Origin of the sequence: Chromobacterium haemolyticum (assembly GCF_009936155.1) — a bacterium.
GTDB classification, from domain to species: domain Bacteria; phylum Pseudomonadota; class Gammaproteobacteria; order Burkholderiales; family Chromobacteriaceae; genus Chromobacterium; species Chromobacterium haemolyticum.
On the sequence record NZ_AP019312.1, the window covers coordinates 5,198,986 to 5,222,990 of the forward strand.

19 protein-coding genes are annotated in these 24,005 nt (G+C 62.8%); 6 read left to right on the forward strand and 13 right to left on the reverse strand.

Going from position 1 to position 24,005, the window contains the following annotated elements; all coding sequences use genetic code 11:
- Positions 1-85: 85 nt before the first annotated feature.
- Positions 86-2,896, reverse strand: coding sequence for an ATP-binding protein (locus GYH29_RS24080; RefSeq protein ID WP_161524512.1), 2,811 nt, complete (start codon positions 2,894-2,896; stop codon positions 86-88).
- 670 nt (positions 2,897-3,566) lie between these two features.
- On the reverse strand, positions 3,567-4,358 hold the full coding sequence (locus GYH29_RS24085) for an AraC family transcriptional regulator (protein WP_232060460.1): 792 nt from the start codon (positions 4,356-4,358) through the stop codon (positions 3,567-3,569).
- A 169-nt stretch (positions 4,359-4,527) separates the two neighbouring features.
- Here GYH29_RS24085 and GYH29_RS24090 point away from each other — a divergent pair, with 169 nt between their 5' ends.
- On the forward strand, positions 4,528-5,730 hold the full coding sequence (locus tag GYH29_RS24090; RefSeq protein ID WP_161524513.1) for an FAD-dependent oxidoreductase: 1,203 nt from the start codon (positions 4,528-4,530) through the stop codon (positions 5,728-5,730).
- A 36-nt stretch (positions 5,731-5,766) separates the two neighbouring features.
- Here the strand turns inward: GYH29_RS24090 and GYH29_RS24095 are convergent, their stop codons facing one another.
- The 4 genes from GYH29_RS24095 to GYH29_RS24110 all read right to left on the reverse strand — a co-directional run bounded on the left by GYH29_RS24095 (position 5,767) and on the right by GYH29_RS24110 (position 9,397).
- Positions 5,767-7,440: a GMC oxidoreductase gene (locus GYH29_RS24095; RefSeq protein WP_019099906.1), complete on the reverse strand. Its 1,674-nt coding sequence runs from the start codon at positions 7,438-7,440 to the stop codon at positions 5,767-5,769.
- A 351-nt stretch (positions 7,441-7,791) separates the two neighbouring features.
- Positions 7,792-8,298, reverse strand: coding sequence for a GNAT family N-acetyltransferase (locus tag GYH29_RS24100; RefSeq protein WP_043593401.1), 507 nt, complete (start codon positions 8,296-8,298; stop codon positions 7,792-7,794).
- 68 nt (positions 8,299-8,366) lie between these two features.
- Entirely contained in the window at positions 8,367-8,624 is a 258-nt protein-coding gene (locus GYH29_RS24105) for a YjhX family toxin (RefSeq protein WP_019099904.1), read from the reverse strand.
- 203 nt (positions 8,625-8,827) lie between these two features.
- Positions 8,828-9,397, reverse strand: a complete 570-nt coding sequence (locus GYH29_RS24110) for a GNAT family N-acetyltransferase (RefSeq protein ID WP_043593337.1) — start codon at positions 9,395-9,397, stop codon at positions 8,828-8,830.
- 632 nt (positions 9,398-10,029) lie between these two features.
- Between GYH29_RS24110 and GYH29_RS24115 the strand changes: the two genes are divergently transcribed.
- Both GYH29_RS24115 and GYH29_RS24120 read left to right on the forward strand, forming a co-directional pair.
- Positions 10,030-11,646: a YadA family autotransporter adhesin gene (locus GYH29_RS24115; RefSeq protein ID WP_019103120.1), complete on the forward strand. Its 1,617-nt coding sequence runs from the start codon at positions 10,030-10,032 to the stop codon at positions 11,644-11,646.
- Positions 11,647-11,689: 43 nt separating this feature from the next.
- On the forward strand, positions 11,690-12,124 hold the full coding sequence (locus GYH29_RS24120) for an outer membrane protein assembly factor BamE (protein ID WP_019103121.1): 435 nt from the start codon (positions 11,690-11,692) through the stop codon (positions 12,122-12,124).
- A gap of 147 nt (positions 12,125-12,271) precedes the next feature.
- Here GYH29_RS24120 and katG read toward each other — a convergent pair whose 3' ends face one another.
- From katG to GYH29_RS24140, 4 genes are all read right to left on the reverse strand, one after another.
- Positions 12,272-14,482 (reverse strand): catalase/peroxidase HPI, encoded by a 2,211-nt coding sequence (gene katG / locus GYH29_RS24125; protein WP_161524514.1) that lies wholly within the window; start codon positions 14,480-14,482, stop codon positions 12,272-12,274.
- 342 nt (positions 14,483-14,824) lie between these two features.
- Positions 14,825-15,058: a helix-turn-helix domain-containing protein gene (locus tag GYH29_RS24130; RefSeq protein WP_043641048.1), complete on the reverse strand. Its 234-nt coding sequence runs from the start codon at positions 15,056-15,058 to the stop codon at positions 14,825-14,827.
- 9 nt (positions 15,059-15,067) lie between these two features.
- The gene (locus GYH29_RS24135; protein WP_043593326.1) at positions 15,068-15,628 is read right to left on the reverse strand and encodes a DUF2975 domain-containing protein; all 561 of its coding nucleotides are present in this window, start codon (positions 15,626-15,628) and stop codon (positions 15,068-15,070) included.
- Between the two features lie 599 nt (positions 15,629-16,227).
- A complete protein-coding gene (locus tag GYH29_RS24140; protein ID WP_019103998.1) occupies positions 16,228-16,653 on the reverse strand; it encodes an Lrp/AsnC family transcriptional regulator in 426 nt (141 codons plus the stop codon).
- Between the two features lie 149 nt (positions 16,654-16,802).
- Between GYH29_RS24140 and GYH29_RS24145 the strand changes: the two genes are divergently transcribed.
- The gene (locus GYH29_RS24145) at positions 16,803-18,404 is read left to right on the forward strand and encodes a phytoene desaturase family protein (protein WP_019103999.1); all 1,602 of its coding nucleotides are present in this window, start codon (positions 16,803-16,805) and stop codon (positions 18,402-18,404) included.
- Between the two features lie 84 nt (positions 18,405-18,488).
- Here GYH29_RS24145 and GYH29_RS24150 read toward each other — a convergent pair whose 3' ends face one another.
- The gene (locus tag GYH29_RS24150) at positions 18,489-18,734 is read right to left on the reverse strand and encodes a hypothetical protein (RefSeq protein ID WP_161524515.1); all 246 of its coding nucleotides are present in this window, start codon (positions 18,732-18,734) and stop codon (positions 18,489-18,491) included.
- A 133-nt stretch (positions 18,735-18,867) separates the two neighbouring features.
- Between GYH29_RS24150 and entS the strand changes: the two genes are divergently transcribed.
- Positions 18,868-20,148, forward strand: a complete 1,281-nt coding sequence (gene entS / locus GYH29_RS24155) for an enterobactin transporter EntS (protein WP_019104001.1) — start codon at positions 18,868-18,870, stop codon at positions 20,146-20,148.
- A gap of 1,089 nt (positions 20,149-21,237) precedes the next feature.
- Positions 21,238-21,687 carry a hypothetical protein gene (locus GYH29_RS24160; RefSeq protein ID WP_161524516.1) on the forward strand — a complete coding sequence of 150 codons (450 nt, stop codon included), beginning with the start codon at positions 21,238-21,240 and terminating at the stop codon, positions 21,685-21,687.
- Between the two features lie 267 nt (positions 21,688-21,954).
- Here the strand turns inward: GYH29_RS24160 and GYH29_RS25075 are convergent, their stop codons facing one another.
- Complete coding sequence (locus GYH29_RS25075) at positions 21,955-23,391, reverse strand: methyl-accepting chemotaxis protein (protein WP_161524517.1); 1,437 nt, start codon at positions 23,389-23,391, stop codon at positions 21,955-21,957.
- Complete coding sequence (locus tag GYH29_RS24170) at positions 23,388-23,945, reverse strand: PAS domain-containing protein (protein ID WP_019102317.1); 558 nt, start codon at positions 23,943-23,945, stop codon at positions 23,388-23,390. The genes GYH29_RS25075 and GYH29_RS24170 overlap by 4 nt, the downstream gene beginning before the upstream one ends.
- Between the last annotated feature and the right edge of the window lie 60 nt (positions 23,946-24,005).

A 24,005-nucleotide genomic window follows, 5' to 3' on the forward strand; every position in this document is an offset into this window, starting at 1 on the left:
TTGCAAGTGCTGGCGGCGTCGTTTCGTAAAACAGCCTATGGCCGCTTTATGGTTTGAAGCGTTATCGCGCTGGTGGAGCCGGTGCTCAGACAACGCCATTGGAAGAGAGATAGCCTGGGGAGGAAAGTTCGCGGTACTCCCTTCTTTGCTTCAATGAGTTTAAGCATCGAAACAGATTGGACAGACTGACTGGCTTGATGATCACCGCGGCCATCCCAGCCTCGCGCGCAAGTTGGGCCTCTTCTTTTAAGGTGCTGGCCGTCGTTCCCACGACCAAAAAGCCCGGAGCTTGCAGGTGGATTCTGCGCGCCAACTCCCGGCCGTCCATCCGCGGCATGCTGATGTCCGTCAGTACCAGGTCAAATTCGTGGACATTCCATCGCTGTAGCGCTTCCTGGCCATTGGCGGCCAACTGCACGCGACAGCCCAAGGTTTCCAGTTGTTCCTTTAAAACCATGCGATTAATGTCGTTGTCTTCCACCGCCAATACTCTGAGATTCAAGTTGCCCGGTGTTGAGGCGCCTGCCCCTGCCGCAGTGACGGGGGCGAGGCCCTGCGTGGAAAGCATGGTGTCCAGGATCACCGTCGGAGCGTATAAGGAGACCCATTCGGCGCTAGAGCGCGCCGATTCGTCGCCATGCCATATACGCACGCCGGGCCAGTTGGCTCGCCGGTGCGGATCGATGTCCAAGCGCACTTCCAAGCACAGTTTGTCACGCGGCAAGTTTTCCCTGGCGCAGGCCAGCGCTCTGCCGCCGAGGAAGTTCAGCCAGTCGCACAGGCTATCGGCGAGTTCTCGCACCGGCGCGCTGACGTAGATGGCTTGCTGAGTCAGAGGCCGTTGTCGTGAAGGGCTGTCCGCTAGCGCTTTCAGCGGCAGCCACAGAGTGAAACTGCTGCCCAGGCCCGGTTCGCTCACTACGGTGATGTCCCCTCCCATCAGGGTGGCGAGTTGCTGGCAGATCGGCAGGCCCAGACCGGTGCCGCTTGCCCTGCGGCGACCCTCGCCTACCTGGAAAAACAGCTTGAACAAAGAAGCCTGATCCTCGGCGGCAATGCCGATGCCGGTATCCGCGATCTGGATGGAGGCCCGGATACTGCCGTTGTTTCCATTGACCAAGCCGCAGCGCATGACGATACGGCCATTGTCGGTGAACTTCACCGCATTGCTGAGGAGATTGCTCAGAATCTGTCGTACTTTGCCCGGGTCGCCCCGCAGGGGCAGGCTCAAGCGCGGGTCGATGCAAGCGTAGATCAATACGCCCTTGTTCAGGGCGGAGGCGGCGTAGCCGTGCACCACCTCATGCGCCAGCTCAAACAGATTGAATGTTTCCATCTCCAGCCGCAATTGACCCGCTTCTATCCTGGAAAGGTCCAGAACGTCATTGATGAGTCCCAGCAGCATGGTGGAGGAGCTTTGGATCGCCTGCACATAGCCTTGCTGTTGCGGATCCAGGCGGGTGTGTTTGAAGAGCTCCAGGTTGCCGAACACGCCGTATAGAGGGGTGCGGATTTCGTGACTCATGGTGGCGATGAACGCGGTCTTGGCTGCATTGGCGGCATCGGCTAATTGCTTGGCGTGCTCTAGCGCCAGTTCGGCCTGCTTGCGCAAGCTGATATCGCTCAGCGCGCACAGCAGCACTTCTTCTCCTCGGTAGCGAGTGGGCACGAGGCTGGCGAACAAATGGCGGCCATCGAGAGTGGCCAGCTCTTCGCTGACAACGCCGACTTGCTGCAAGCGAGCCCGCAGAAAGACGCGCTCCACCCACTCCGTCGACCTCCAATCCGGATCAATCGCGGGCAGCCAGTCGCGAGCTAACTGGTTTTCCAGGACGGCCTGACCATTGCGCCTTCTCAGCGCGCAAAGCGCCACAGGAGCCGCGTTGAATACCGAACGCAGAAAAGCCTCCGCTTCCGCATGCTGTTGCAGCCGCTGCAACGCGGGCCGCACAAACCTGTTCAGCACGCATAGGCTGCCCAGGGCAAGCCCGGCGATAACGCAGCTTAAGATGGCCAGGCACTTTAAGAAGGCATGGCGCATATCGTTGAGGAGAGCCGATTCCGGATAGCGATAGGCCAACATCCAGTCTGGCCCAAGCGGGAAACGGGTTTGAACGCTGGGCACAATAGGCAATGCGTTGGACAGCCGTTGCCACATGTCCTGCGTCCGCCCTGAAGAGGCGGCGGCCGTAGCGGCCACCTCATGTTCATTGGCATCCAGCAAGGCGAACTCATAGCCAGCAAAGGGCTGCTGGCTGGCTAGCACGTCTCGTCCCAGGAACTCCAAAACAAGCCAGGCTTGCTCTCCGCCGTCCAGCGAAGAGGGAGAGATGAAAGGCCGCGCCATGTAAATGCGGCGCTGAGGATCTTTGGGATCGAACAGCCACACCGTCGCGCTTTGGTACAGCGGCGTTGGATTATCGCTCAACTGTCGAAGCACGTTGTCCGGCGTTTCTTCCGCGATCGGAAAGCCGCTTTCCAGCCTGCGCACGGTCAATTGATCCTTGCCTTGCAATAACAATAAGAGGTTGACGCCCAAGTTGGCCGCTTGGAGCTGATCGTTTAAGGGCAAGGTCAAGCCGGTTGGAGGCAGTGGTTCGCCTATCCGGTTGAGGTGACTCAATGAACCTGAACGCCGGTCTGAGCCAGCTGCGACGGGTTTGTCCAGGTTTTTTAGGAACTCCACGCGGCGATTGAAAAAAGCCTTTGCGGCGTAAGCCGCTTCATTCATGGATAGACGTTGGACCGCGACATGGCTATTCAGTTGTATATTCAAGTAAATAACCAAAATGCATACAGCGCATAAAAGCAGCGCCCCAGCCAATAGCCACACAATACTGGCGGCCGCAGATAGCCGCAATGGCCAGGGTTTAAGCACTAAGCACTTGATATCCATCGGAATATCGTAATTGCGTATGCTGCCGGGGAATATAAGTCATTTCTGAAAGCAATAATGTTTTTCAAGCACGAAACTTCAATAGTCTGGCCTACAAGGCGGATGTCATTTTTTGCATGGTTTCATAATGAAATTTATATTGCCTTGCCAGTGAGCTCATTTGTCGGCTCCCTAGTGGAAAATTGTTGTCCAGTTGGGTTGGCCTGATTGTTACGCCCCGACTTTCCTATATAAGCTAGGTTTTGATTGCTTCTGGATTTCGCCTGTTGACTTAGAGGGCTTGTTTTAAGCGATTAGCGCGCGATATCGGGGTGAAAATAGATAGGGAGTTTCGATAGAAGCGGGTCAAGGCTGGCCGAGTATGTGCTCTTGCTTAATCAAAAAGGACTTAGAGCTTGTTCAAAGTCTGCTGCGCTTCGGCGATACGGCGTTAAAAACAAGCTCAAAATGCTCATGTACCACTCGACCATTCCGTTTTTCGCTCGTTTTCGCCTTGTCTCGCCCTTGCTCGCGAGACTTTGAACAGGCTCTTAACGCCAGCGCGTCTGGATAAATTTAAACTATAAAGCAATGTGGCAAGCGGCGACAGGATCGCCATGGCGCAAAAGCGGGCGAGAGATTGAATGGGTTCTCACCGGCCCTCGGCCCGCTAATCTTCGCCGACACTCCGTCAGGCTGGCTCTTGCCGCGCGAAAAAGCGCGCCGGTGAATCGCCCAAGGCGCGCCGGAACATCGCGATGAAGTTGCTGGGGGAGGCGTAACCCAACTCGTCCGACACCGCTGCCACGGCAACGCCGCGCGCCAACATTTCCATGCCGCGGATCAGCAGCGCTTGTTGCCGCCACTGTCCAAAGCTCATGCCGGTATGCGCCAGGATGTGGCGGCGCAGGGTGCGCGGCGACATCGCCGCCGCGTCCGCGCAGTCGGCCAGCGCGTGTTTGCCGGGCGGCTCGGTTAGCAGACGGAGGGCCAGCTCCGCGATGCGCGGATGCTCCGGTATCGGCAGGCAGAGCGCCTGCTGTGGCGCTTGCCGCAATTCGTCCAGCAGCACCGCGGCGATGCGCTCCTGCTCCGGCCGCCATGACGAATAATCCGTCCACGTCACCGCGCGGCGCACCGCGGCGCGCATCAGTTCGGTGATCGCCAGCACCTGTGGCTGCGGGCTCAGCGTCCGGCTCCAGTCCGGGCTTAGCAGCAGGCTCCAGCCGGTCAGCGCGCCGCTGACGCGCACCTGGTGCGGCACGCCGGGCGGAATCCAGCCGGCGCGGTGCGGCGGCAGGACCCAGGCGCCGCGTGGGGTCCGGATCTGGATCAGGCCGGTTTCCACGCATAGCAGTTGCCCGCGCGCATGGCTGTGCCATGCGTATTCGCGGCTGCCCAGCCGGTAGTCGCTGCCTTCTCTATCGTTGCCGGGCACGGCGATCAGCGGGGGACCGCCTATCCATTCGCTAAGGTCCGGCATGTCCGTTCGTGGGCTGGTGTCGATATTGGCCATTTTTCACCATTTATTGGCAAAAAAGCGTTATAGCAGCTTTGGCGGCGGCGCGCACAATCGTCGGCAAGGGCTTGGGCGACCGCCATTGCGGTGGCGCCACAGGCCGGATTTCCCCATGATGAACCAAGGACAAGTTATGCCATCTCTACGCATTGGCATCGTCGGCGCTGGCCTGGGCGGGTTGTGCCTGGCCCAGGGCCTGGCGCGCGCCGGCATCGCCGCCACACTGTTTGAACGCGACCATGCGGCCGACAGCCGCTGGCAGGGTTATCGGCTGCGCATCGACGGCGACGGCCAGCAGGCACTGCGGCAGGCCTTGACGCCGCGGCAGTTCGAGCTGTTCCGGCAAAGCTGCTCGCTGGGCGGCGACGATTGTTTCGTCGATCCGCAGCTGCGCGCCTGGTCGGAACGCAAACCGGCGCATTGGCGGCCATCGGCGCAGGACGGCGACGCGGCGGAGCGCGACCTCAGCGCCAACCGCCAGACGTTGCGGGAAATCCTGGCCAGCGGTTTGAAAGACCAGATCCGCTGGGGCCATGCGCTGCGCGGCGTCAGGGAAACGCCCAGCGGTGTGTTGCTGGACTTCGAGGGTCAGCCCGAGTGGGAGGTGGATGTGCTGATCGCCGCGGACGGGGTGGCCTCCACGGTGCGCCGGCAATTGGTTCCGGGTGGGGAGCCGGAGGACGAGGGCGCCGTGGTGCTCTACGGCGTCACGCCTCGGGACGCCTTGCCGGCCGAGGCGTCGACGCCGGAGCTGGGCCAGGGCGTTTGCGTGGTGTTCGGCGACGGACTGACGGCGGTGATCGAGGCGATGCGCTTCCGCGCGCCCTTGCCGGAACTGGCTCGGCGGATGGCGCCGGAAGTGAAGCTGAGCGCGATGCCGGATTACTGGTATTGGGCCTGCGTGGCGAGGGCCGAGGACTTGGGCGGGGCCTTGCCGGATGAGCGCCTGAGCGGCGCGGCGTTGCGGGCGCGGATCCAACAGGCGACGCGCGGCTGGCATCCACGTTTGCAGGCTGTTTTCGCGCATGGCGATCCACAGTGTCTGGGCGCGCGTCCGATCCGGATGGCCGCTGAAGTGCCGGCCTGGCGCTGCGAGCGGGTGGCCCTGTTGGGTGACGCGGCGCATGCGATGAGCCCGGCCGGCGGACTGGGCGCCAATACCGCGCTCTGGGACGGCGCGGAACTGGCGCGGGTTTTGGCGCCGGCGGGCACAACGGCCGAGGCGGTGGCGGCGCTGCGCGTCTGGGAACGGGACATGCGGCGGCGCGCCGAGCACGCCTTGCGGCTATCGCGCGCGGGCAGCGCCCGCTTGCTGCAACGGTCTGGCTTAGCGTGAGGCTCGGCCGCCGCCATGGCTTGGCGGCGGCGGGCCTTACTTTCCGTTTTTGATGATGTGCTCGATGTTGCGCTCGGCTAGCGCGGTGATGGTCAACGAGGGGTTGGCCGCGCCGGCGCTGCCGGGAAGCAAGGCGCCGTCCATCACGTACAGGCCGGGATGGCCGATGACGCGGCCCCAGGCATCGGTGGCCTTGCCTATCACCGCGCCGCCCAGCGGATGCGCGGTCCAGTTCAGTCCGGTGACGCCGGCTATGATCCCCGGGAAACCCGGGACGGTGCCTGTGGCCGCGGCTATTTTGTCGTTCACCGTCTTGGCGGCGGCAACGCTGTCGCGGTTGCCGTTCTGCGGCCAGTTCAGCACCACGCGGTCCGTGGCCGGGTTATAGCTGAAATGCCCGCGATTGCTTTGATCGAAGGCCATGCCCAGCGAACCGATCACCGTGCTCAGGTCCAGCGGCAGGCCCGGTACGTACCAGTTTTCCAGGGTGAGCGGCTGCCCGCTGTTTGGATCGTGGATGCGGGAGGCGCTGGGGGTGCCCTGGGTGGCCAGCGACAGCGTGCTGAAGCTGCGCGTGACGATGGTGTCGCCGTTGCTGCCCCAGCCTTGGCCGATGTGCTCGTTGAGATTGCGCAACGTACCTTGCGCCCGAGCCTTGACCAGCAGTTCCGAGCTGCCGATGGAGCCGGCGGCGAGAAAGAGCCGGTCGCAGTTGAGGCGGTAGCGGTCCAGTTGCCGGCCGTCGGGCGCGCGTTTGACGACGTCAACCTCGTAGCGGCTGCCGTCCCAGGCGATGCTGAGCACCTCATGACCGGGGTAGATGGCGGCGCGGCCTGTGGCTTGCGCCTGGGCCAGGTAGTTCTGGTTGAGGTCGAACTTGGCGCCGTTGGAGTTGCCGTGGTTGGACAAGCCCGCGGTGGCGGAGGGCGTGGATTGCCAGCGCAGCTCCTGGCGAATCACGTCCCAGTTGAAAATGGAATCATTAGCTGTGGTGGCGTAGCCAGCCTTGCGCACCTGGGCGTCCCAGACGCGGGAATGGTGGAAGGGCTTGCTGTTGTAGATGTCCGTCGGCATGGTGTCCAGGCGCAGCATTTGCCGAACCCTGGGGTAGTAGGTCTTGTTCATTTCCTCATAGCCGACCCAGTTGCCGAACAGGGCTTCGAAATAGCGTTGTTCCGGCTGAATCATCACCCCGGTGAACACCACCGAGCCGCCGCCGACGCAGGCGCCGCGCCAGACATTCATATTTGGGTAGTCGGTTGAGTCCAGCACGCCGCCGAAGGAGTCGAAATGCGTGGTCACGCCTATCAGCATCTTGGCCTGGCGTCGGTGCCAGAACGCGCGTCCGTCCGGCAGGGTGTCGTTGGAGAAGATGTCGCGCCGAGGCCCATTGGGCCAGCGATGGCCGCGTTCCAGCACCGTGACCTGCTGGCCGGCCTGTGCCAGGCGCAGCGCGGAGACGGCGCCGCCAAAGCCGGAGCCTATCACCAGATTAGGGGTGTAGGCGGGCGGACGCGGCACGGCTTGGAATAGTTCGGGAATCAGACGCTGGTACTTGGCCAGCTGGAGCGCGTCCGTACCGATGAAGGCTGATGAGGACGCCGGCAGCATCAGGCCGGCGGCGCCGGCACCCGCGCCCAGCAAGAGCTGACGGCGGTTCAGCTGCGCGGTGAGCGGAGAAGCTTGGTCATTGTCAGGGGGGTAAGCCATGGGATCGCCCTTTCATGTTTAAGAGCCCGTGCAAGGTCTGCGGCGTTGAAATCCCCCTTCGAAATGCTCATGTGGCACTTGGCCATTCCGCTTTCTCTGGGGGGCCTTGTCTCTCCCTTGCTCGCGAGGTTTTGGACAGACTCAAGGAGGCCATTGCGGCCAAAAAGTTTGCTTATTAAGTAAGCGGGTAGATTCTTGTCTGGTTGCTCGGAGGGGCGATACTGTCATTTGTGACAGATATTTAATTGACATTAAATTATTATTTGAAATGATTTGGCTGTTAATATTGTGGTGGTTGCCGTTCAAGCCAGCCCGGCCGCCGCGGCGGCGCGGGCCGGCTCGCTCAACCGCTTAGGCGGTGGCTTCGAACGCCGGGTGGTAGCTGACGCTGCCGGCGGGCAGCGGCGCGCCGAAGCTTTGCGCCATGAAGTATTCAGCTGGCACGCCCGGCAAAATCAGACCCGGACGCGCTTGGAAGCCGAAGCGCGTGTAGTAGCCGGGGTCGCCCAGCACCACGCAGCCTTGCGCGCCCAGTTCACGCAGCGCGGCCAGCGCCTGGCGCATCAACAGGCTGCCTATGCCCTGGCCCTGTCGTTCCGGATGCACGGACACCGGGCCGATGCCGTGCCAGCCGGCGGCGCCGGAGGTGATCAGCACCGGCGAGGCGGCGATGTGGCCCAATAGCCGTTCGCCGTCCAGCGCCACGATGGACAGCGTGAGCTGGCCGCCGCGGCGCAGCGCGTTGACGATGAATTGCTCGGTATGGCTGGAGTGCTCTTCGGCGAGGAAAGCGGCCCGGGTTAGTTCGAAGATGGCGTCGATGTCGCGGTCTTGTTCGTTTCTCAGCATGAGTGTCATAGCGTTTTCCTTGGAATGGAACGCGCCAGCGCCGCCGCCTTGCGCGTTCGGCAGCGCGGCGGCGGTGGTCATTGGTTGTCGAGTTGGCCGCGCACGGCGCGCAGGCCGGCCTTATTGATTTGGTATGGCTGGCCGTTCTTGGAGCTGATCAGGCGCTTGGCCCTGAGCTTCTGGAACACGAGCAGGCTGCAATCGGACAGCAGATACCCTTCTCGGGTATAGCATTCAACAGTGGAGATACGGCCCGCGTCGTCGCGCAGGTGCGCGATGCGGCCGCCTTTGGCTAGGACGTGCAAAGTCCTTTGCTCCGGCTTGGAGATATTCATATTGGATGATCGTTCGGCAATCAAATGCGAAAACGGGCAGCCGCCGCGATGCGAGCGCTACCAGCTAAGGGGCATTTTGATAACGGCCAGCCGGAAAAACGGGCGGCGTTATCGGATTGCTGCAATCTCCAACATGCAAAGCCTTTTGCGAGGAAAAGAAGGACGCTCAATCAAATGAGCAAGCCCAAATTCTATGCGGATAGCTAAATAAAATCAACAGACTGCGCGAACAGAGCCAGTTCCAGCTGGCAGTCGAAAGGCTCCAGCGCCAGTTGCGGCGCGTGCAGCCAGCGGGCGGGCGCGCAGCCGCAGGCCTCGTAGAAGGCGACGGTTTCAACGGCGGAGTGCGAGGAGATGTAGAGCGTGTCCGCGCCCAGTTCGCGGCCGGCTGCGGCGCTGGCGGCCAGCAGCGCGCGCCCCAGGCCCCGGCCTCGCCAGCGGCGGTCCACTTGCAGCTCTTTCAGTTGCCGGTAGCCGCCGTCCGGGCCCAAGGCCTGCGCGTCTACGGCGGCGAAACCAGCGAGATCCCCTTCGATTTCCAGCGCCAGCACCGCGCCGTCGGCGGCGATGCGCGCCATCTCCCGCGCCAGTTCGCGCCGTTCCGCCGGCGACCAGTCGTCGATGAAGGGCTCAGCCACGCATTGCCGGCCAGCGGGGCCGGCGCGATAGACCAGGCGGACCTCCTGACGGCGCTGAAAGGCATCCAGCCAATTGGCGGGGATGTCGTGTGGGCTCAGCCGGCGAATAGACAAGGGGGATAGTTTGTGGGACATGGCGTGGATGACGGAAGCAAGAACGACATTATCTCAGAACCTGTTGACGACCTGCTACGCGGCGGCGATACGGCGTTGAAACCCACTTCGACATGCTCATGTACCGTCTGTACATTCCGCTTTCTCAGCAGTTTTTGTCTTGTCTCGCTCTTGCTCGCGAGATCGTAAACACGTTTTCAGGAGGGAACGGCGCGCGGCCGTCGGATATTCTGTTTGAATTTTATTATTGATCAAGAAGATTGATAGCTAAAACGAATTAATTGATTCAATTATTTCAATTTTCACAGATATTAACAAAATGTTAGGATTCTTAAAAATCAAAGGCATAGCGTGATTCTGGCCGCGCCGAAGAGGGAGTTTCAAGTACTCGTCCTTCTCGAGCGCGGTTTGTTGTGAACGGAGTGCCTGGATGCAGAGACAAGTCAGCGCCGCCGGCGGAGCCGCGCCGCGCCCCTGGACCGAACCGCGGTCGGCCATGGGTTTCAGGCTGGGATGCGCGTATTGGCGCCTATCCCGCCGGAAACCTGGAGCTGGCGGCGCGCTTGCCTGCAAAGACTTGCCTTAGGTGAATTCCATCAATCTTGAAGAATGTGGTCTGTGAAATGAGTAACAAAGTATCTGCAGCAAAAAGTTTGTCCTTGCCTTCCCTGGCGTTGAGCGCGATTGGCTTGGCCGTGGCCTGTTCCTGGTCCGCCTTGGCGAGCGCCGACACGATCTCCGGCGTGGGCAGCAATAATGTCTACGGCGCGGGTTCGGTGGATCCGGGAGTGGCGACCAATAGCAATAACTCGATTTATGGCGTGGGCGCCGGCAGTAATATGACCGGCACCAACAACTCGGCGTTCGGCGCCGCCGCTGGCGTGAATGTGAACGGCGGCTACAACACCTCGATCGGCCAGAACGCGGGTACCAATGTGCAGGGCAACAATAACGCCTTCATGGGCAACGACTCCGGCTACAACGTGACCGGCGACGCCAACGTCGGCGCCGGCATCAACACCATCCGCAACGTGACCGGCACCGGCAACACCGGCAGCGGGGCCAATTCGGCTCAGGATATTCAGGGCGATTTCAACTCCGGCTTGGGCAACAACTCCAATCGCAATGTGACCGGCAGCTACAACACCAGCAGCGGCACTTTCTCCGGCTGGGATATCAAGGGCAGCAACAATACCGCCAACGGCGCGAACGCCGGCAGAAATGTCACGGGCGACAACAATACCGCGGTGGGCACCTACGCCGGCCAGAACGTGTCCGGCAGCAATAATGTGGCCATCGGCAATAATGCGGGCGCCAACATCAACGCCAGCAATGCGGTGGCGGTGGGCAACAACGCCGCGGCCACCGCCAACAATGCGTTGGCGATAGGCAGCAACGCTCAGGCCAGCAACGCCAACGACGTAGCCTTGGGCGCCAATAGCCGTACCGCGGCGGCCAACCCCACCGCCAGCGGCGTGGTGAACGGCGTGACCTACAACTATGCCGGCGCGGCCCCTTCCAGCGTGGTGAGCGTGGGCAGCGCGGGCAATGAGCGTCAAATCAGCAATGTCGCCGCCGGCAGGGTGAGCGGAACCAGCACGGACGCGGTGAACGGCAGCCAGCTGAACGCGACCAATCAGGCGGTGCAGCGCGTGAGCGACAAGGTGGACAATGTCGGCGCCGGCACCGCGGCGGCCTTGGGCGGCGGCGCGTCCTACAACGCTCAGACCGGCGCGGTGAACCGTCCGAACTACACCGTTTACGGCAATACCGTGAACAATGTCGGCGATGCGATTGACCGGCTCCAGAAAAGCGGGCCGGTGCAGTATTCCGATCCCAGCGGCCGGACGACGACGACAAACGCCGGCAACGACGTCACCCTGGTGGGTGGGGACGGCGGCAGGCCGGTGACCATCCACAATGTGGCGGCGGGCGCGCAGGGCACGGACGCGGTGAACGTGGACCAGCTGAATGCGGCCAACTTCAACAATCAGCAGCAATTCAAGCAGCTCAGGTCCGATCTGTCCGATACGCGCCGCGACGCGTTCGGCGCCGCCGCCGGCGCGATGGCCATGGCCGGTCTGCCGCAGGCTTTCCTGCCCGGCAAGAACATGTTGGCCGTGGCCACGGCAACCACCGGCGGCGAGTCCGCCATCGCGGTGGGGCTGTCCTCGCTGTCGGACAACGGCCGCTGGGTGGTGAAGTTCTCCGGTTCCACCAATACCCGTGGTCAAGGCGGCGCCAGCCTGGGCGCGGGCTTCCAGTGGTAAGCGGCAAACAAGATCAATCAGCTGATATTGAATGAGATAGATGATGAAAAAACCGGTATTCGGCGGCTCTCTCCGCTACCTGTTGCTGGCGGCCGCCGGCGCGGCCTTGATGGGCTGCGGCACTAGCCGCCTGAGCAAGATCACTGACGACGGCCATCTGGCCGAGCAGGCTAGCCCGACATGGCCCAGCATTGAACACAATGGTTGGCAGCCGGAAGGCAGCGTGCCCAATCTCGAAAATTTGGCCAAGGTTCAGCCGGGCCTAAGCAAGGAACAGGTTTACGGCCTGATTGGCCGCCCGCACTTCGCGGAGGGCATGGTTGGCGTGCGCGAGTGGGATTACGTATTGAATCTGAGCCCCAAGGGGGGTGAGCAAGCCCGGGTTTGCCAGTACAAGTTGTTGTTCGACAAGCGGATGAAGGTGGCATCGGTGATCTGGCGGCAGGAGTCCTGCGCCGAGATCGCCGCCGCGGTCTGAATCTAGCGCGAGGCCCGGAGCCGAGCGAAATGAAACGAACCGCCTTGACCGGCGGTTCGTTTTTTCATGCGCGCAGCAGCGGGGCCAGGCCCCCAAAAAAGCGCGGTCCAGATGGACCGCGCTTTGTTTGCCGACTGTGAACCGCGCTTATTTCAGATCGAAACGGTCCAGGTTCATCACCTTGTTCCAAGCGGCGACAAAGTCGCGGACAAACTTGGGCTGTGCGTCGTTTTGCGCATAGACCTCGGCCAGCGCCCGCAACTGCGAGTTGGAGCCGAACACCAAGTCAACGCGGCTGCCGGTCCACTTGAGCTGGCCGGTTTTGCGATCACGGCCTTCGTACAACTCGCCGGCGCTGGAGGTGGGCTGCCAGGCCACGCCCATATCCAGCAGGTTGACGAAGAAGTCGTTGCTCAATACACCCGGACGGGTAGTAAACACGCCGTGAGGCGCATTGTCGACGTTGGCGCCCAGCACGCGCAGGCCGCCCACCAGCACCGTCATTTCCGGCGCGCTCAGCGTCAGCAGCTGCGCCTTATCCACCAGCAGCGCTTCCGCCGGCAAAGAGTAGGCTTGCTTCTGGTAGTTGCGGAAACCGTCCGCCTGTGGCTCCAGCACGCTGAAGGATTCCACATCGGTCTGTTCCTGGCTGGCGTCGGTGCGGCCCGGCGCAAACGGCACGCTGATGTTGTGGCCGCCGGCCTTGGCGGCGGCTTCCACCGCTGCGCCGCCGGCCAGCACGATCAGGTCGGCCAGCGACACTTGCTTGCCGTCGCTCTGAGCGGCGTTGAAGTCCTGACGAATGGCCTCCAGCGTTTTTAGCACGCGGGCCAGTTGCGCCGGCTGGTTGACCGCCCAGTCTTTTTGCGGGGCCAGACGGATGCGGGCGCCGTTGGCGCCGCCGCGCTTGTCCGATCCACGGAAGCTGGAGGCGGAGGCCCAGGCGGTGGACACCAGTTCGCTGACGGATAGGTCGGAGGCCAACACTTTGGCCTTGAGCGCGGCGATGTCGGCGTCGTTGATCTGCGGTTGACAGGCCGCCGGCACCGGGTCTTGCCAGATCAGATCCTCGGCCGGCACTTCCGGGCCCAGGTAACGGGTCTTGGGGCCCATGTCGCGGTGAGTCAGCTTGAACCAGGCGCGGGCGAAGGCGTCGGCGAAAGCGGCCGGGTTTTGATGGAAGCGGCGGGCGATCGGCTCGTAGATCGGGTCGAAGCGTAGCGACAGATCGGCGGTGGTCATCATCGGCGGGTGTTTTTTCGCCGGGTTGTGAGCGTCCGGGATCAGGTGTTCCGGCTTGACGTTCTTGGCCACCCACTGGTGGGCGCCGGCCGGGCTCTTGGTCAGTTCCCAGTCGTAGCCGAACAGCATGTCGAAATAGCCGTTGTCCCATTGCGTCGGGTTGGGTTTCCACGCGCCCTCGATGCCGCTGGTGGTAGTGTATTCGCCCTTGCCGTCGCCAAAGCGGTTGATCCAGCCCAGGCCTTGCGCTTCCAGCGGCGCGGCTTCCGGTTCCGGGCCCACCAGCGCCGGGTCGCCTGCGCCGTGGGCCTTGCCGAAGGTATGGCCGCCGGCCACCAGAGCCACGGTTTCCTCGTCGTTCATCGCCATGCGGGCGAAGGTTTCGCGCACGTCGCGGCCGGACGCCAGCGGGTCCGGATTGCCGTCCGGGCCTTCCGGGTTCACGTAGATCAGGCCCATCTGCACCGCGGCCAGCGGATTCTCCAGCTGGCGGTCGCCGGAGTAGCGGCTGTTGGCCTCGTTGCTGGTGGCCAGCCATTTGGTTTCCGCGCCCCAATAGACGTCTTCTTCCGGCTGCCAGATGTCCTGACGGCCTCCGCCGAAACCAAAGGTTTTAAAGCCCATGGACTCCAGCGCCACGTTGCCGGCCAGGATCATCAGATCGGCCCAGGAGATCTGGTTGCCGTACTTTTGCTTGATCGGCCACAGCAGACGGCGCGCCTTATCCAGGTTGCCGTTGTCAGGCCAGCTGTTGAGCGGAGCGAAGCGCTGGTTGCCGGTGCTCGCGCCGCCGCGGCCATCGGCGGTACGGTAGGTGCCGGCGTCGTGCCAGGCCATGCGGATGAACAGGCCGCCGTAATGGCCCCAGTCAGCCGGCCACCAGTCCTGGGAGGTGGTCATCAGCGCTTTAAGATCGCTTTTCAGCGCGGCGTAGTCCAGCTGTTGGAAGGCGGCGGGGTAATCGAAGTCCGGCTCCAGCGGATTGGAGGCCGGCGCGTGTTGATGCAGGATGTTGAGATTGAGCTGGTTGGGCCACCAGTCGCGGTTGGATTGGGCGTTCACGACAGCCGGATTGCCGACGGTTTGGTGGAATGGGCACTTGGACGCGCTACTCATGACAGACTCCTTAGGTCAAGGTGTTCAATGACTTGCTGGGATCAGCTTAGTGAAGCTTGGAGTCGGAAGCCATTGAGCAATTTCAATCAGCCCTATGGCTTCCGTCAATCAATCATGCTTTGGTGATAGTTAGTTCATTAGGCGCGCCACATAGTTCCTGGGCTGGAGAGTTAACTGCCTGCTCAAGTCGCGTTCAGGGTTTAGAACCTGTTTACGATCCGCTGCGTATTGGCGATACGGCGCTGAACACCTCGTCAAATGCTCATGCGCCACGCGTACATTCCGTTTTCTAGTCGTTTTCGCCTTGTCTCGCCTTAGGCTCGCGAGATCGTAAACAGGTTCTTATACGCTGTCGTTGTCGGCGTCCGGCTCAGCCGGCACCAGTTGCAGCAAGTCGCCCGGCTGGCAGTCCAGATACAGGCAGATCGCCTCCAGGGTGGAGAGTCGGAAGCCCTTGACCTTGCCTTGTTTCAACAGCGACAGGTTTTGTTCTGTGATGCCGATGGCCTGGGCCAGATCCTTGGATTTGACCTTGCGCTGGACGAGCAGCATGTCCAGATGGATTTTGATGGGCATGTGTCGCTTTCAGATGAATTGCTTATTCTCGCACGCCAGCGTAATGCCTTCTCGCTGAATGCGCGCAATGATCATGACCACGGCGGCGATGAACAGGCTTTCCAGGTTTTCAGTGTGGAAGCTGACGGCGATCAGCCGCTGCCCCTCCGGCCGCATCATGGTCAGCCAGGCGCTGATCAGCGGCTGGGAGACGAGGTCCGCCAACACCCAAAGCGCGACTCTGGAACCCACTTTGGACAACAGCGCGGCGGAGCGCTCCGTGAAATATTCCGCTTGAGCATAAAGCTTGAACAGGCGGCGCAGGGCGTTCAGGCCTTGGGCCAGGATCAGCAGGGAGACGCAGGAAAGGACCGCGCCGCCGGCGCGTTGCCACAGCGGCAGGTTCGGGAGATCAAATTCGCTTGAGCCGTAAAACCCTCTGACGGTGTCCACGGAGATGGTCAAGCCGGCGTCGATAATGGACTTGGGAAAGAGCCAGAACAGGATGTTGAGCAGCAGCATGGCGCCTATGCCCAAGACGGTGATGTAGGCCATGGCGGCGCAATAGCGGCTCAATCGTGTGGAGTTCATGGGAGATCCTTAGCGGTTGGTTGGAAAGGCGATGAGAAATGGCGTTGGCGAAGTATCGCTAAACAATTATTTGTTATTGTAAAACGATAATTTTTTACTGTGCAAGTTTGATTTTCTCTGCGTTGCGGCTAGCACACACCTTGGGCATGTCGCTGCGTGGGGGCTTCGTGAGCCGTCGGCCCTGGCTGGGCGCGGCTTTTAGACGGATTGGAGACGCGTTGCGCAATGACTACATGATCAACAACAATTTATTATCGTTTAACAGTAATTAATTTATGTAATACAGTCATCAACTTTCACGTGAAGGCGGGATTACCTTCGCGTGCTCTCCGCGATGCCCGGCGTGTTTGCGCGCCGGATGAACGAAAGAGGTTTGATGATGAGCGATGCAAATCAAACAAGCGGCAGGCTGGCGCCTCAGCCTGGACCGGCGGCCGAATGTCCGGCGCCGGCGCATGCTTAAGACTCTGGGTTACAGCCGGCGCGCGCGCTTGCTGTGCGTTTTGCTGGCATGGGGATTGGCGGCGTGCAGGGGAGACGGCGCTGGATTGAGAACGGCGATGTCGAGGCCGTTTCACGCCTTGACCGCGCTGGTCGGTTCAGCGGTCTATGCGCGTGGTCATCAGGATGGCGGTGCTGGTGCGCTCCACGCCGTCCAGCGCGCCGATGCGGTCTATCAAGCCGTCCAGCTCGGCCACGCCGGCGGCTTCCACACCGGCGATGAAATCGTGGACGCCGCTGACCGAATGCAAGGTGCGGACCTGGGGCAGCCGGCGCAAGGCGCTTTCTATCGACGGGCTCAACCGCGGCGCGGCGCTGATCATCACCAGCGCGCGTACTTGGGCGGCGTCGTGGGCGGCGCTGGTGCGCACGCTGTAGCCCAAAATCACGCCGCCGCGTTCCAGCCGTTCTATGCGGCTTTGCACCGTGGTGCGGGACAGGCCCAGCCGGCGCGCCAGTTCCGCTGTGGGGGCGCGGGCGTTTTCGCGCAGCAGCGCGAGCAATTGCTGATCGGTGGCGTCCATGGCGGCTCTCTGCGTGGGTGGCGGTGTGGCGCTGTGCCGGACTTTTCGTCAATACGATCAATAATATCCGACAGTTCGTCGCTCTGCGCACTGCAATTTGCCGAACTTGACCCGAGAATGAGGCTTCCCCTGAGACAAGGAGCGAAGCGATGCGGGATGCGATCATCGTGGGCGGCGGCCACAACGGCCTGGTGTGCGCCCACTACCTGGCGCGGGCCGGGCTGAAGGTGACGGTGCTGGAACGGCGCGGCGTGGTGGGCGGCGCGGCGGTGACCGAGGAGTTCCACCCCGGCTTCCGCAACTCGGTGGCCGCCTATACCGTGTCGCTGCTCAACCCCAAGGTGAGCCGCGACATGGAGCTGGCGCGTCACGGCCTGAAAGTGGTGGAGCGGCCCTTGTCCAACTTTCTGCCGCTGGACGACGGCGGCTATCTGAAAGTGGGGCCGGGCCGCACCGCCGCCGAAGTGGCGCGCTTCTCGCGCCGCGACGCCGACAGGCTGGACGATTACGCGCGGCACCTGGACGCCGCCGCCGAACTGCTGCGCGAGCTGGTGTTGCAAACGCCGCCCAACGCGGTGGCGGGCGGCTGGCTGAACGCCTTGCCGGAGCTGCTCAAGGCCGGCCGACTGGGGCGGAGGCTGGGCAAGCTGGAACTGGCGCAGCAACGCGAGTTGCTGGACCTGTTCACCAAGTCCGCCGGCGATTATCTGGACGGCTGGTTCGATAGCGATCCAATCAAGGCGGTTTACGGCTTCGACAGCGTGGTGGGCAACTACGCCAGCCCGTACGCGCCGGGCTCGGCCTATGTCTTGCTGCACCATGTGTTCGGCGAGGTCAACGGCCGCAAGGGCGCCTGGGGCCACGCGCTGGGCGGCATGGGCGCCATCACCCAGGCCATGGCGCGCTCGGCGCGCGAGCGCGGCGCGGAGATCCTCACCGACAGCGCGGTGGGCGAGGTGTTGCTGGAGAAGGGCAGGGCGGTGGGCGTGGTGACGGAGCGCGGCGAGCGGCTGGATGCGCGGGTGGTGGTGTCCAATCTCAATCCGCGGCTGCTTTACACCCAGTTGCTGGACCCGGCGGCGCTGCCGGCGGACTTTCTGCGCCGGATGCAAAGCTGGCGCTGCGGCTCCGGCACTTTCCGCATGAACGTGGCCCTATCCGAGCTGCCGGATTTCAGCTGTCTGCCGGGCAAGACGCAGGCGGAACATCACGGCAGCGGCATCATTATCGCGCCCAGCCTGGCTTATATGGAGCGCGCTTATCACGACGCGCGCGAGCGCGGCTGGTCCGGCCGGCCCATAGTGGAAGTGCTGATTCCGTCGACGCTGGACCCGTCGCTGGCGCCGCCGGGCCAGCATGTGGCCAGCCTGTTTTGCCAGCACGTGGCGCCGCAATTGCCGGACGGCGCCAGCTGGGACGATCACCGCGAGGAAGTGGCGGACCTGATGATAGACACCGTCAACCGCTACGCGCCCAACTTCAAGGCCGCGGTGCTGGGGCGGCAGATCATGAGCCCGCTGGACCTGGAGCGCACCTTCGGCCTGGTGGGCGGCGATATCTTCCACGGCGCGCTGGGCCTGGACCAATTGTTCTCGGCGCGGCCGATGCTGGGCCACGCCGATTACCGCGGCCCCATTCCCGGCCTGTACACCTGCGGCGCCGGCGCACACCCCGGCGGCGGCGTCACCGGCGCGCCGGGCCACAACGCAGCGCGCGAGGTGCTGCGCGACCTGGGGCGCCGCATGGTTTGAGCCGCCCGTGCAAGATCTTGCGGGAACGGCCCCGCGCGCCAGGCGAAAAAAGCCCGCGTCGGGGCCGACGGGCGAAAAGGGCAATCAAGAGGGAATCAGTAGGCGGTAATCCACGGTCAGGCCGACGGTGCGCGGCAAACGGCCTTGCTGCACGATCACGCTGTCCGGGTCGCCGCCTTCATGCGGCAGGTTGCCCCTGACGACGGCGGCGGGAATCGATTTGGTAAGCATGACGATGAGGGCCAGCGCGGCCAGGCAGCACAGCAGCAGGGTCAGGCGACGGCCGGCCGCAGAGGGCGCGGGCTGGACCGGGGCGAGGCTGATTGACATGATCAAATGCAAATGATTCCTAATACAGACTGCTGATGTTACCATGCGGCATCCATAACGGCACACCCTCTTGCCGGCCGCGCCAGCGCATGCTGCGCGGCCTCCACCCCTGTCGAGATCAAAAAAACCTGTCATGAAAAAGTCGCCCATCTTCGTCGATTTCAGCCTGCTCAGGCTCAACCCGCATTTCCGCTCCATCTTCATCGCCCGCATGATCTCGGTGTTCGCCTTCGGCATCCTGATGGTGGCGGTGCCGGTGCAAATCCATCAACTCACCGGCTCCACTCTGCAAGTGGGCGCGGCGATGGCGCTGGACGGCGTCGGCATGTTCGCCGGCCTGATGTGCGGCGGCGTGCTGGCGGACCGCATGGACCGCCGCCGGCTGATTCTGCTGGGCCGCTCGCTGTGCGGCCTGGGCTTCCTGGCGCTGGCGCTCAACGGCTTCATGACCCATCCCTCGGTGCTGGCGCTCTACGTGGTGTCGGCCTGGGACGGTTTTTTCAGCGGCATCGGCATCACCTCGCTGATGGCGTCCATCCCGGTGCTGGTTGGCCGTGAAAACCTGCCGGCCGCCGGTGCGCTGAGCATGTTGACCATGCGCATCGGCGGCGTGCTGTCGCCCTTGCTGGGCGGCCTGATCATCGCCGCCGTCGGGGTCAACTGGAACTACCTGCTGGCCGGCGTCGGCACCCTGGCCACCTTGATTCCGCTGACGCGTTTGCCGTCCTTGAAACCGCAGGGCGGGGAGCCGGCGCATCCGCTGCGTTCCTTGCTGGAGGGCTTCGAATTCCTGTGGCAGAACAAGGTGGTGGGCGCGGTGGTGGCGGTGGGCACGCTGCAGACCCTGCTCAGCGCGGTGCGGGTGCTGTATCCCTCGCTGGCGGAGGACGGCTACGGCGGCGGCGCTTTCGAGGTGGGGCTGATGTATTCGGCGGTGCCGCTGGGCGCGATGATAGGCGCGTTCACCAGTGGCTGGGTGGGCGGTTTGAGCCGCCCCGGCGCGGTGATGTTGAGTTGCGTGCTGGCTTCGTCGCTGAGCATCGCGTCCTTGGGCCTGGTCCATCACCTGGCTTACGGCCTGTTGGCCTTGGCCTTGTTGGGTTATTTCGGTTCCATCGCGTCCTTGTTGCAGTTCACGCTGGTGCAGGGCAATACGCCGGACCATTTGTTGGGCCGGGTGAACAGCCTGTGGAACGCGCAGGACGTGGTGGGCGACGGCCTGGGCGCTTTGGGGCTGGGCGCGTTGGCACGGGCCTTGGCGCCGTTGACGGCTGTGGCTTGGTTCGGCGCGGCGGCCGCGGCGGCCAGTCTGGCGATGTGCGGAGCTTTTGGATCTTTGCGGCGTTTGGCCGGCGGCGCGGCCGCCGAGGCGGAGGCGGCCGGGGAGCCGGCGCGGCAGGGGGCGGGCTCCTAGCGCCAAGGTTTGTTGGCGCGGATCTTGTTGCAGGGCGGAAACCTTCGTTGGGGCTTCCGCCCTTTTTGCATTTGTTGTGGGGGCGGGGGCTTCCTTCCGGAACCTGTTAGGAGAGGTAAGCCATTTGTAGGTGAAATGAGGGTTTTGAATCCGCTGCGCGGATGATGGTTTTGATTGCCGGGGCTGCCCGGCAGGCAGGAAGGGGAACAACTCGGCCAAATTCCCTATCACTGAGCGAATCAAAGATTCGCACGTAGACACCCCAAAGGCCGCCCTGCAAGCCTGGCCTACGGCTTCCCGCCGGGCCCCGTCAGGCCCGAGGCGCGGCTGAACTCTCTACGTGCGAATCTTTGATTCGCTCAGTGATGGCGCGCTAACGTCGCGCTGCTCGAACAGGCAGCCGCTTAAGACCTCGGGCCTGCCACCCGTCGGCAGGCTTGAAGGGACCAGGGGCGCATCGGATACATGCTTTCTTTTAGGAAACAAAGCTTATCCACAGACAAGAGCAATGAAACCAAGTTACCCACAGAGCAACCCAGGCGGCAAATCAACCATCCCCTATCTAGAAAATTGACCACCTCGTGTAGCGACCAAGTGTCCCCTCGGGGCGCGCTCCGGGTTTCGCGTCCTGGGGGACGAGGGGGGCTGGAAGGGGGCGGCGGCCCGCCCCCTCCCCGTCTTATTCCCTCGCGACGCTACGCTTGCCTCGCTCGGTCAGCGCGGAAAGCGGCACCTAAATCAATATCCGCGCAGCGGATTCAAAACCAGATCACACAACCAATAAGCCACGCTCAATCAAAGCAACCGCCCCACCTTGACCTCAACCGTCCCCTCGGCAACAATTCCCCCGTTGCCGCCCACATGCGGCACACGGGATTGGCGTCCCGTTCGTGTGTACCACCAGCCTACGCAGCATACTGCGCGGGCTGTTTCACCATGGCAGTGCCGTTTGGCAGGCGCGTGGTGGGAGAGTGCCATGCACTCACCGGTCTGGTACACACCCGGTACGCCAATCCTGCCACGCGCCTGCCCAATACCTCAGCCTTACCCGGCAGGTGGTTTATCTTGTGTCACAGCAGGAGAAACACCATGCAACATCCTCACAAATTCCCCCGTCGTCGTCGCTACAAACTGCACTCGCTGGAGCAGCAGGAAGCCTTGCTTCCCTTTGTTCGCCTCTGCCCCGGCCGCACCTATCGGCATTACTGGCAAATGCCCACGCCCCGTAAGGATTACCCCGCGGACAGCGCCTACGGCCGCGAATGCGCGGCGCATTTGCTGCAATGGCTGAAGGACAACCGAGAATACGTCGGTAAGGGCCTGCTCAGCCGCGTGGCGCGGGACATCGACTTTGACGACCGCGACGGACGCGGTCAGTGGATGGGCTTTTTCAACTATCTGGAAATCATGATGCTGCTGGGCGCGGACCGGGTCCGGGTCTACCGCCATGTCGATAGCCAACACCAACTCTATCTGGCGCTGGGACAACGGCTCAAGCTGGAAGCGCGCTTCCGCCGCATCCGCCTGCGCAAGCGCTGACCTTGGTTGGTGGGTATCGCTGCGCTCCACCCACCCTACGGCGGATGGTTTGTCGGGGTATTTGTAGGGTGGGTGGAGCCGAGAGGCGATACCCACCAAACCTCGCCATCGGAATCCAAGGACGCATCCCGGCACCGTTTGCCGCCTGGCCGGCGCACGCAAAAAAGCGGGGCAGCCAAAAGCGGCCCCGCTTGATTCCTGCCAGCTTAAACGTCAGTCGAGGCTCCAATGCCGTATCGCCGATGCGAGGCGGCATTGAAGCGTTGCTTACTGGCCGTGCTTCTCCTCGCCCAGCTTGTCCAGATAGCGCAGGATGCGGCCGCTGTCCTGCTCCAGCTTCTGCATCCGGTTGACGATCTCCTGCTCGTCCAGCGGCCCTTCCTGGCCAAACACCGCCAGCGCGGCGTCGATGTGCTGGCTGGCTTGCTGCTCGGTGGCCGCCAGCTCGCTCCAGGAACGGGTCTGGCCAAAGGACTGCTGGCCTTGCAGTTGCAACCAGCCTTGCAACTCGCTGCCCTGCTCCAGCGGCTTGGCCTCCTCTATCGAGTGATAGGCGGTCTGCTTGAAGATCACGTGGCCCACCTTTTGCAGGCTGAGCTGGGATTTGTCATGCACGCGGTTCACCTGCGCCATCACTTGCTGTGATTGCTCCACCTGGGAGTTGAAGCGCAGACGGAAGGTTTCCACCGATTCCTTGACCTGACTGGCCACATTGCCGGCGGCGCTGGCCTGGGTCTGCATATTGCCGATGCGCAGCGACAAGTTTTCAAGCACGTCCTGCACATTGTTGGCGGTGCTCTTGCTGCGCTCCGCCAGTTTGCGCACTTCGTCGGCCACCACGGCGAAGCCACGGCCGGTTTCGCCGGCGCGGGCGGCTTCGATGGCGGCGTTCAGCGCCAGCAGGTTGGTTTGGTCGGCGATGGCGGAGATGTCGGCCAGCGAGGTTTCTATACCCTGCCATTCCTGGGCCAGCGCGGTGCTGGCGGTGTCCATGCTGCTGACGCTGTCGGCGATGGTGTCCAGGTGGCCGGACAACTGTTGGGCGGTCTCCAGGCTGACGCGCGCGCCGTCCGCGGTGTCCTGGGTGATGGCGGCCACGTCGGCCATGGCCTGGCTGATGTCTTCCAGATCGCTCTGGTTGCTGGCCAGATCCTTGCGCAAGTGTGGGTTGTTGAGCGCGGCCAGCTGCGAGGAGAGGCGGTTGCGGCGGATGTAGCCGTCGTTGTCGGCCATGGTCTGGATAGCGCGGTTGACGCTGCCCAGCGAGCTGGCCAGGATGCCCGGCAGGCCTTGGCTCAGCGGGCGGCGGCTGTAGTCGCCGGCGCTGATGGCCTTGAAGCAGGTGTTGATTTCTTTGAAATAGGTTTCGATCAGGTCGAGGAAGTCGTTGAGCTGCCAGGCCAGCTTGCCCACTTCGCCCAGATTGCGGGTGCCGGTGGCGCGGTGGTGCAGTTCGCCGGAGCTGGCGTAGCCCAGTTGCTCGTGCAGGGTGTTGAGCAGGCCGAAGATGCGGCCGCTGTGGCGCCACAGCAGCAGGGATAGGGCGATGGAGGCGGCCAGCAGCAAGGCGTCCACGACGTGGCCGACGATTTCCGGGAACAGATAGCTGTCCAGCAAGGAGAAGGCGACCAGCAGGTTGAAGCCTATGATGCACCAGCCCATCTGGGTGCGCAGGAAGGGCGGCTTGTGTTGGAACTGGTTCATGCGGCGACTCCCGGCGCTTGCAGCACCTGGGCGTTGAGGGAAAGAATGAAGTCTTGGTAGCTGACGCCTTTGTCCGCCAGCACTTGCTGCAGCCAGGCCACGGAGGCGTCCGGCGCGGTGGCCTTGTTGTGGCTGGCTTCGATCTGGCGCATCTGGGCGTAGACCGGTTCGATGGCGTTGATGGCTTCCTGGCTGGGCGGGCGGCGCACGGAGTAATAGCCTTGTAGCTGGCCGCGCAGGTCGTAGTCCGGGGTGACGTTGGCCAGTACCCAGTAGTAGTCGCCGTTTTTGCTGTGGTTTTTCACCACGGCGAAGAATTCCTGGCCTTGTTGCAGGGTTTTCCACATCAGACGGTAGGCGCCGCGCGGCATGTCGGGGTGGCGAATCAGGTTGTGCGGCTTGCCCAGCAGTTCGTGCTCGGCGTAGCCGGCGATGCGCATGAACACGCGGTTGGCGTAGGTGATGTGGCCGGTGGGGTCGGTCTTGGTGATGATCAGTTCATGAGGAGCGAGCCGGATTTCCTTGCTGGCCGTGCCGGCGGCGGGATGCGTCATGGTCTGTTTCTCTCTTATTTGTCGATTGCATAACCTCAAATGTTCATTTTCGGACACTGG

What these genes read in the sequence shown, in the direction of transcription:
- GYH29_RS24095 (WP_019099906.1), bottom strand. Translation starts at nt 7,440, where the DNA reads ATGGCTTACCCCCCTGACAATGACCAAGCTTCTCCGCTCACCGCGCAG.
- GYH29_RS24135 (WP_043593326.1), bottom strand. Translation starts at nt 15,628, where the DNA reads ATGAACTCCACACGATTGAGCCGCTATTGCGCCGCCATGGCCTACATC.
- katG (WP_161524514.1), bottom strand. Translation starts at nt 14,482, where the DNA reads ATGAGTAGCGCGTCCAAGTGCCCATTCCACCAAACCGTCGGCAATCCG.
- GYH29_RS24085 (WP_232060460.1), bottom strand. Translation starts at nt 4,358, where the DNA reads ATGCCGGACCTTAGCGAATGGATAGGCGGTCCCCCGCTGATCGCCGTG.
- GYH29_RS24090 (WP_161524513.1), top strand. Translation starts at nt 4,528, where the DNA reads ATGCCATCTCTACGCATTGGCATCGTCGGCGCTGGCCTGGGCGGGTTG.
- GYH29_RS24145 (WP_019103999.1), top strand. Translation starts at nt 16,803, where the DNA reads ATGCGGGATGCGATCATCGTGGGCGGCGGCCACAACGGCCTGGTGTGC.
- GYH29_RS24120 (WP_019103121.1), top strand. Translation starts at nt 11,690, where the DNA reads ATGAAAAAACCGGTATTCGGCGGCTCTCTCCGCTACCTGTTGCTGGCG.
- GYH29_RS24160 (WP_161524516.1), top strand. Translation starts at nt 21,238, where the DNA reads ATGCAACATCCTCACAAATTCCCCCGTCGTCGTCGCTACAAACTGCAC.
- GYH29_RS24150 (WP_161524515.1), bottom strand. Translation starts at nt 18,734, where the DNA reads ATGTCAATCAGCCTCGCCCCGGTCCAGCCCGCGCCCTCTGCGGCCGGC.
- GYH29_RS24140 (WP_019103998.1), bottom strand. Translation starts at nt 16,653, where the DNA reads ATGGACGCCACCGATCAGCAATTGCTCGCGCTGCTGCGCGAAAACGCC.
- GYH29_RS24110 (WP_043593337.1), bottom strand. Translation starts at nt 9,397, where the DNA reads ATGTCCCACAAACTATCCCCCTTGTCTATTCGCCGGCTGAGCCCACAC.
- GYH29_RS24105 (WP_019099904.1), bottom strand. Translation starts at nt 8,624, where the DNA reads ATGAATATCTCCAAGCCGGAGCAAAGGACTTTGCACGTCCTAGCCAAA.
- GYH29_RS24100 (WP_043593401.1), bottom strand. Translation starts at nt 8,298, where the DNA reads ATGACACTCATGCTGAGAAACGAACAAGACCGCGACATCGACGCCATC.
- GYH29_RS24130 (WP_043641048.1), bottom strand. Translation starts at nt 15,058, where the DNA reads ATGCCCATCAAAATCCATCTGGACATGCTGCTCGTCCAGCGCAAGGTC.
- GYH29_RS25075 (WP_161524517.1), bottom strand. Translation starts at nt 23,391, where the DNA reads ATGAACCAGTTCCAACACAAGCCGCCCTTCCTGCGCACCCAGATGGGC.
- GYH29_RS24170 (WP_019102317.1), bottom strand. Translation starts at nt 23,945, where the DNA reads ATGACGCATCCCGCCGCCGGCACGGCCAGCAAGGAAATCCGGCTCGCT.
- GYH29_RS24080 (WP_161524512.1), bottom strand. Translation starts at nt 2,896, where the DNA reads ATGGATATCAAGTGCTTAGTGCTTAAACCCTGGCCATTGCGGCTATCT.
- entS (WP_019104001.1), top strand. Translation starts at nt 18,868, where the DNA reads ATGAAAAAGTCGCCCATCTTCGTCGATTTCAGCCTGCTCAGGCTCAAC.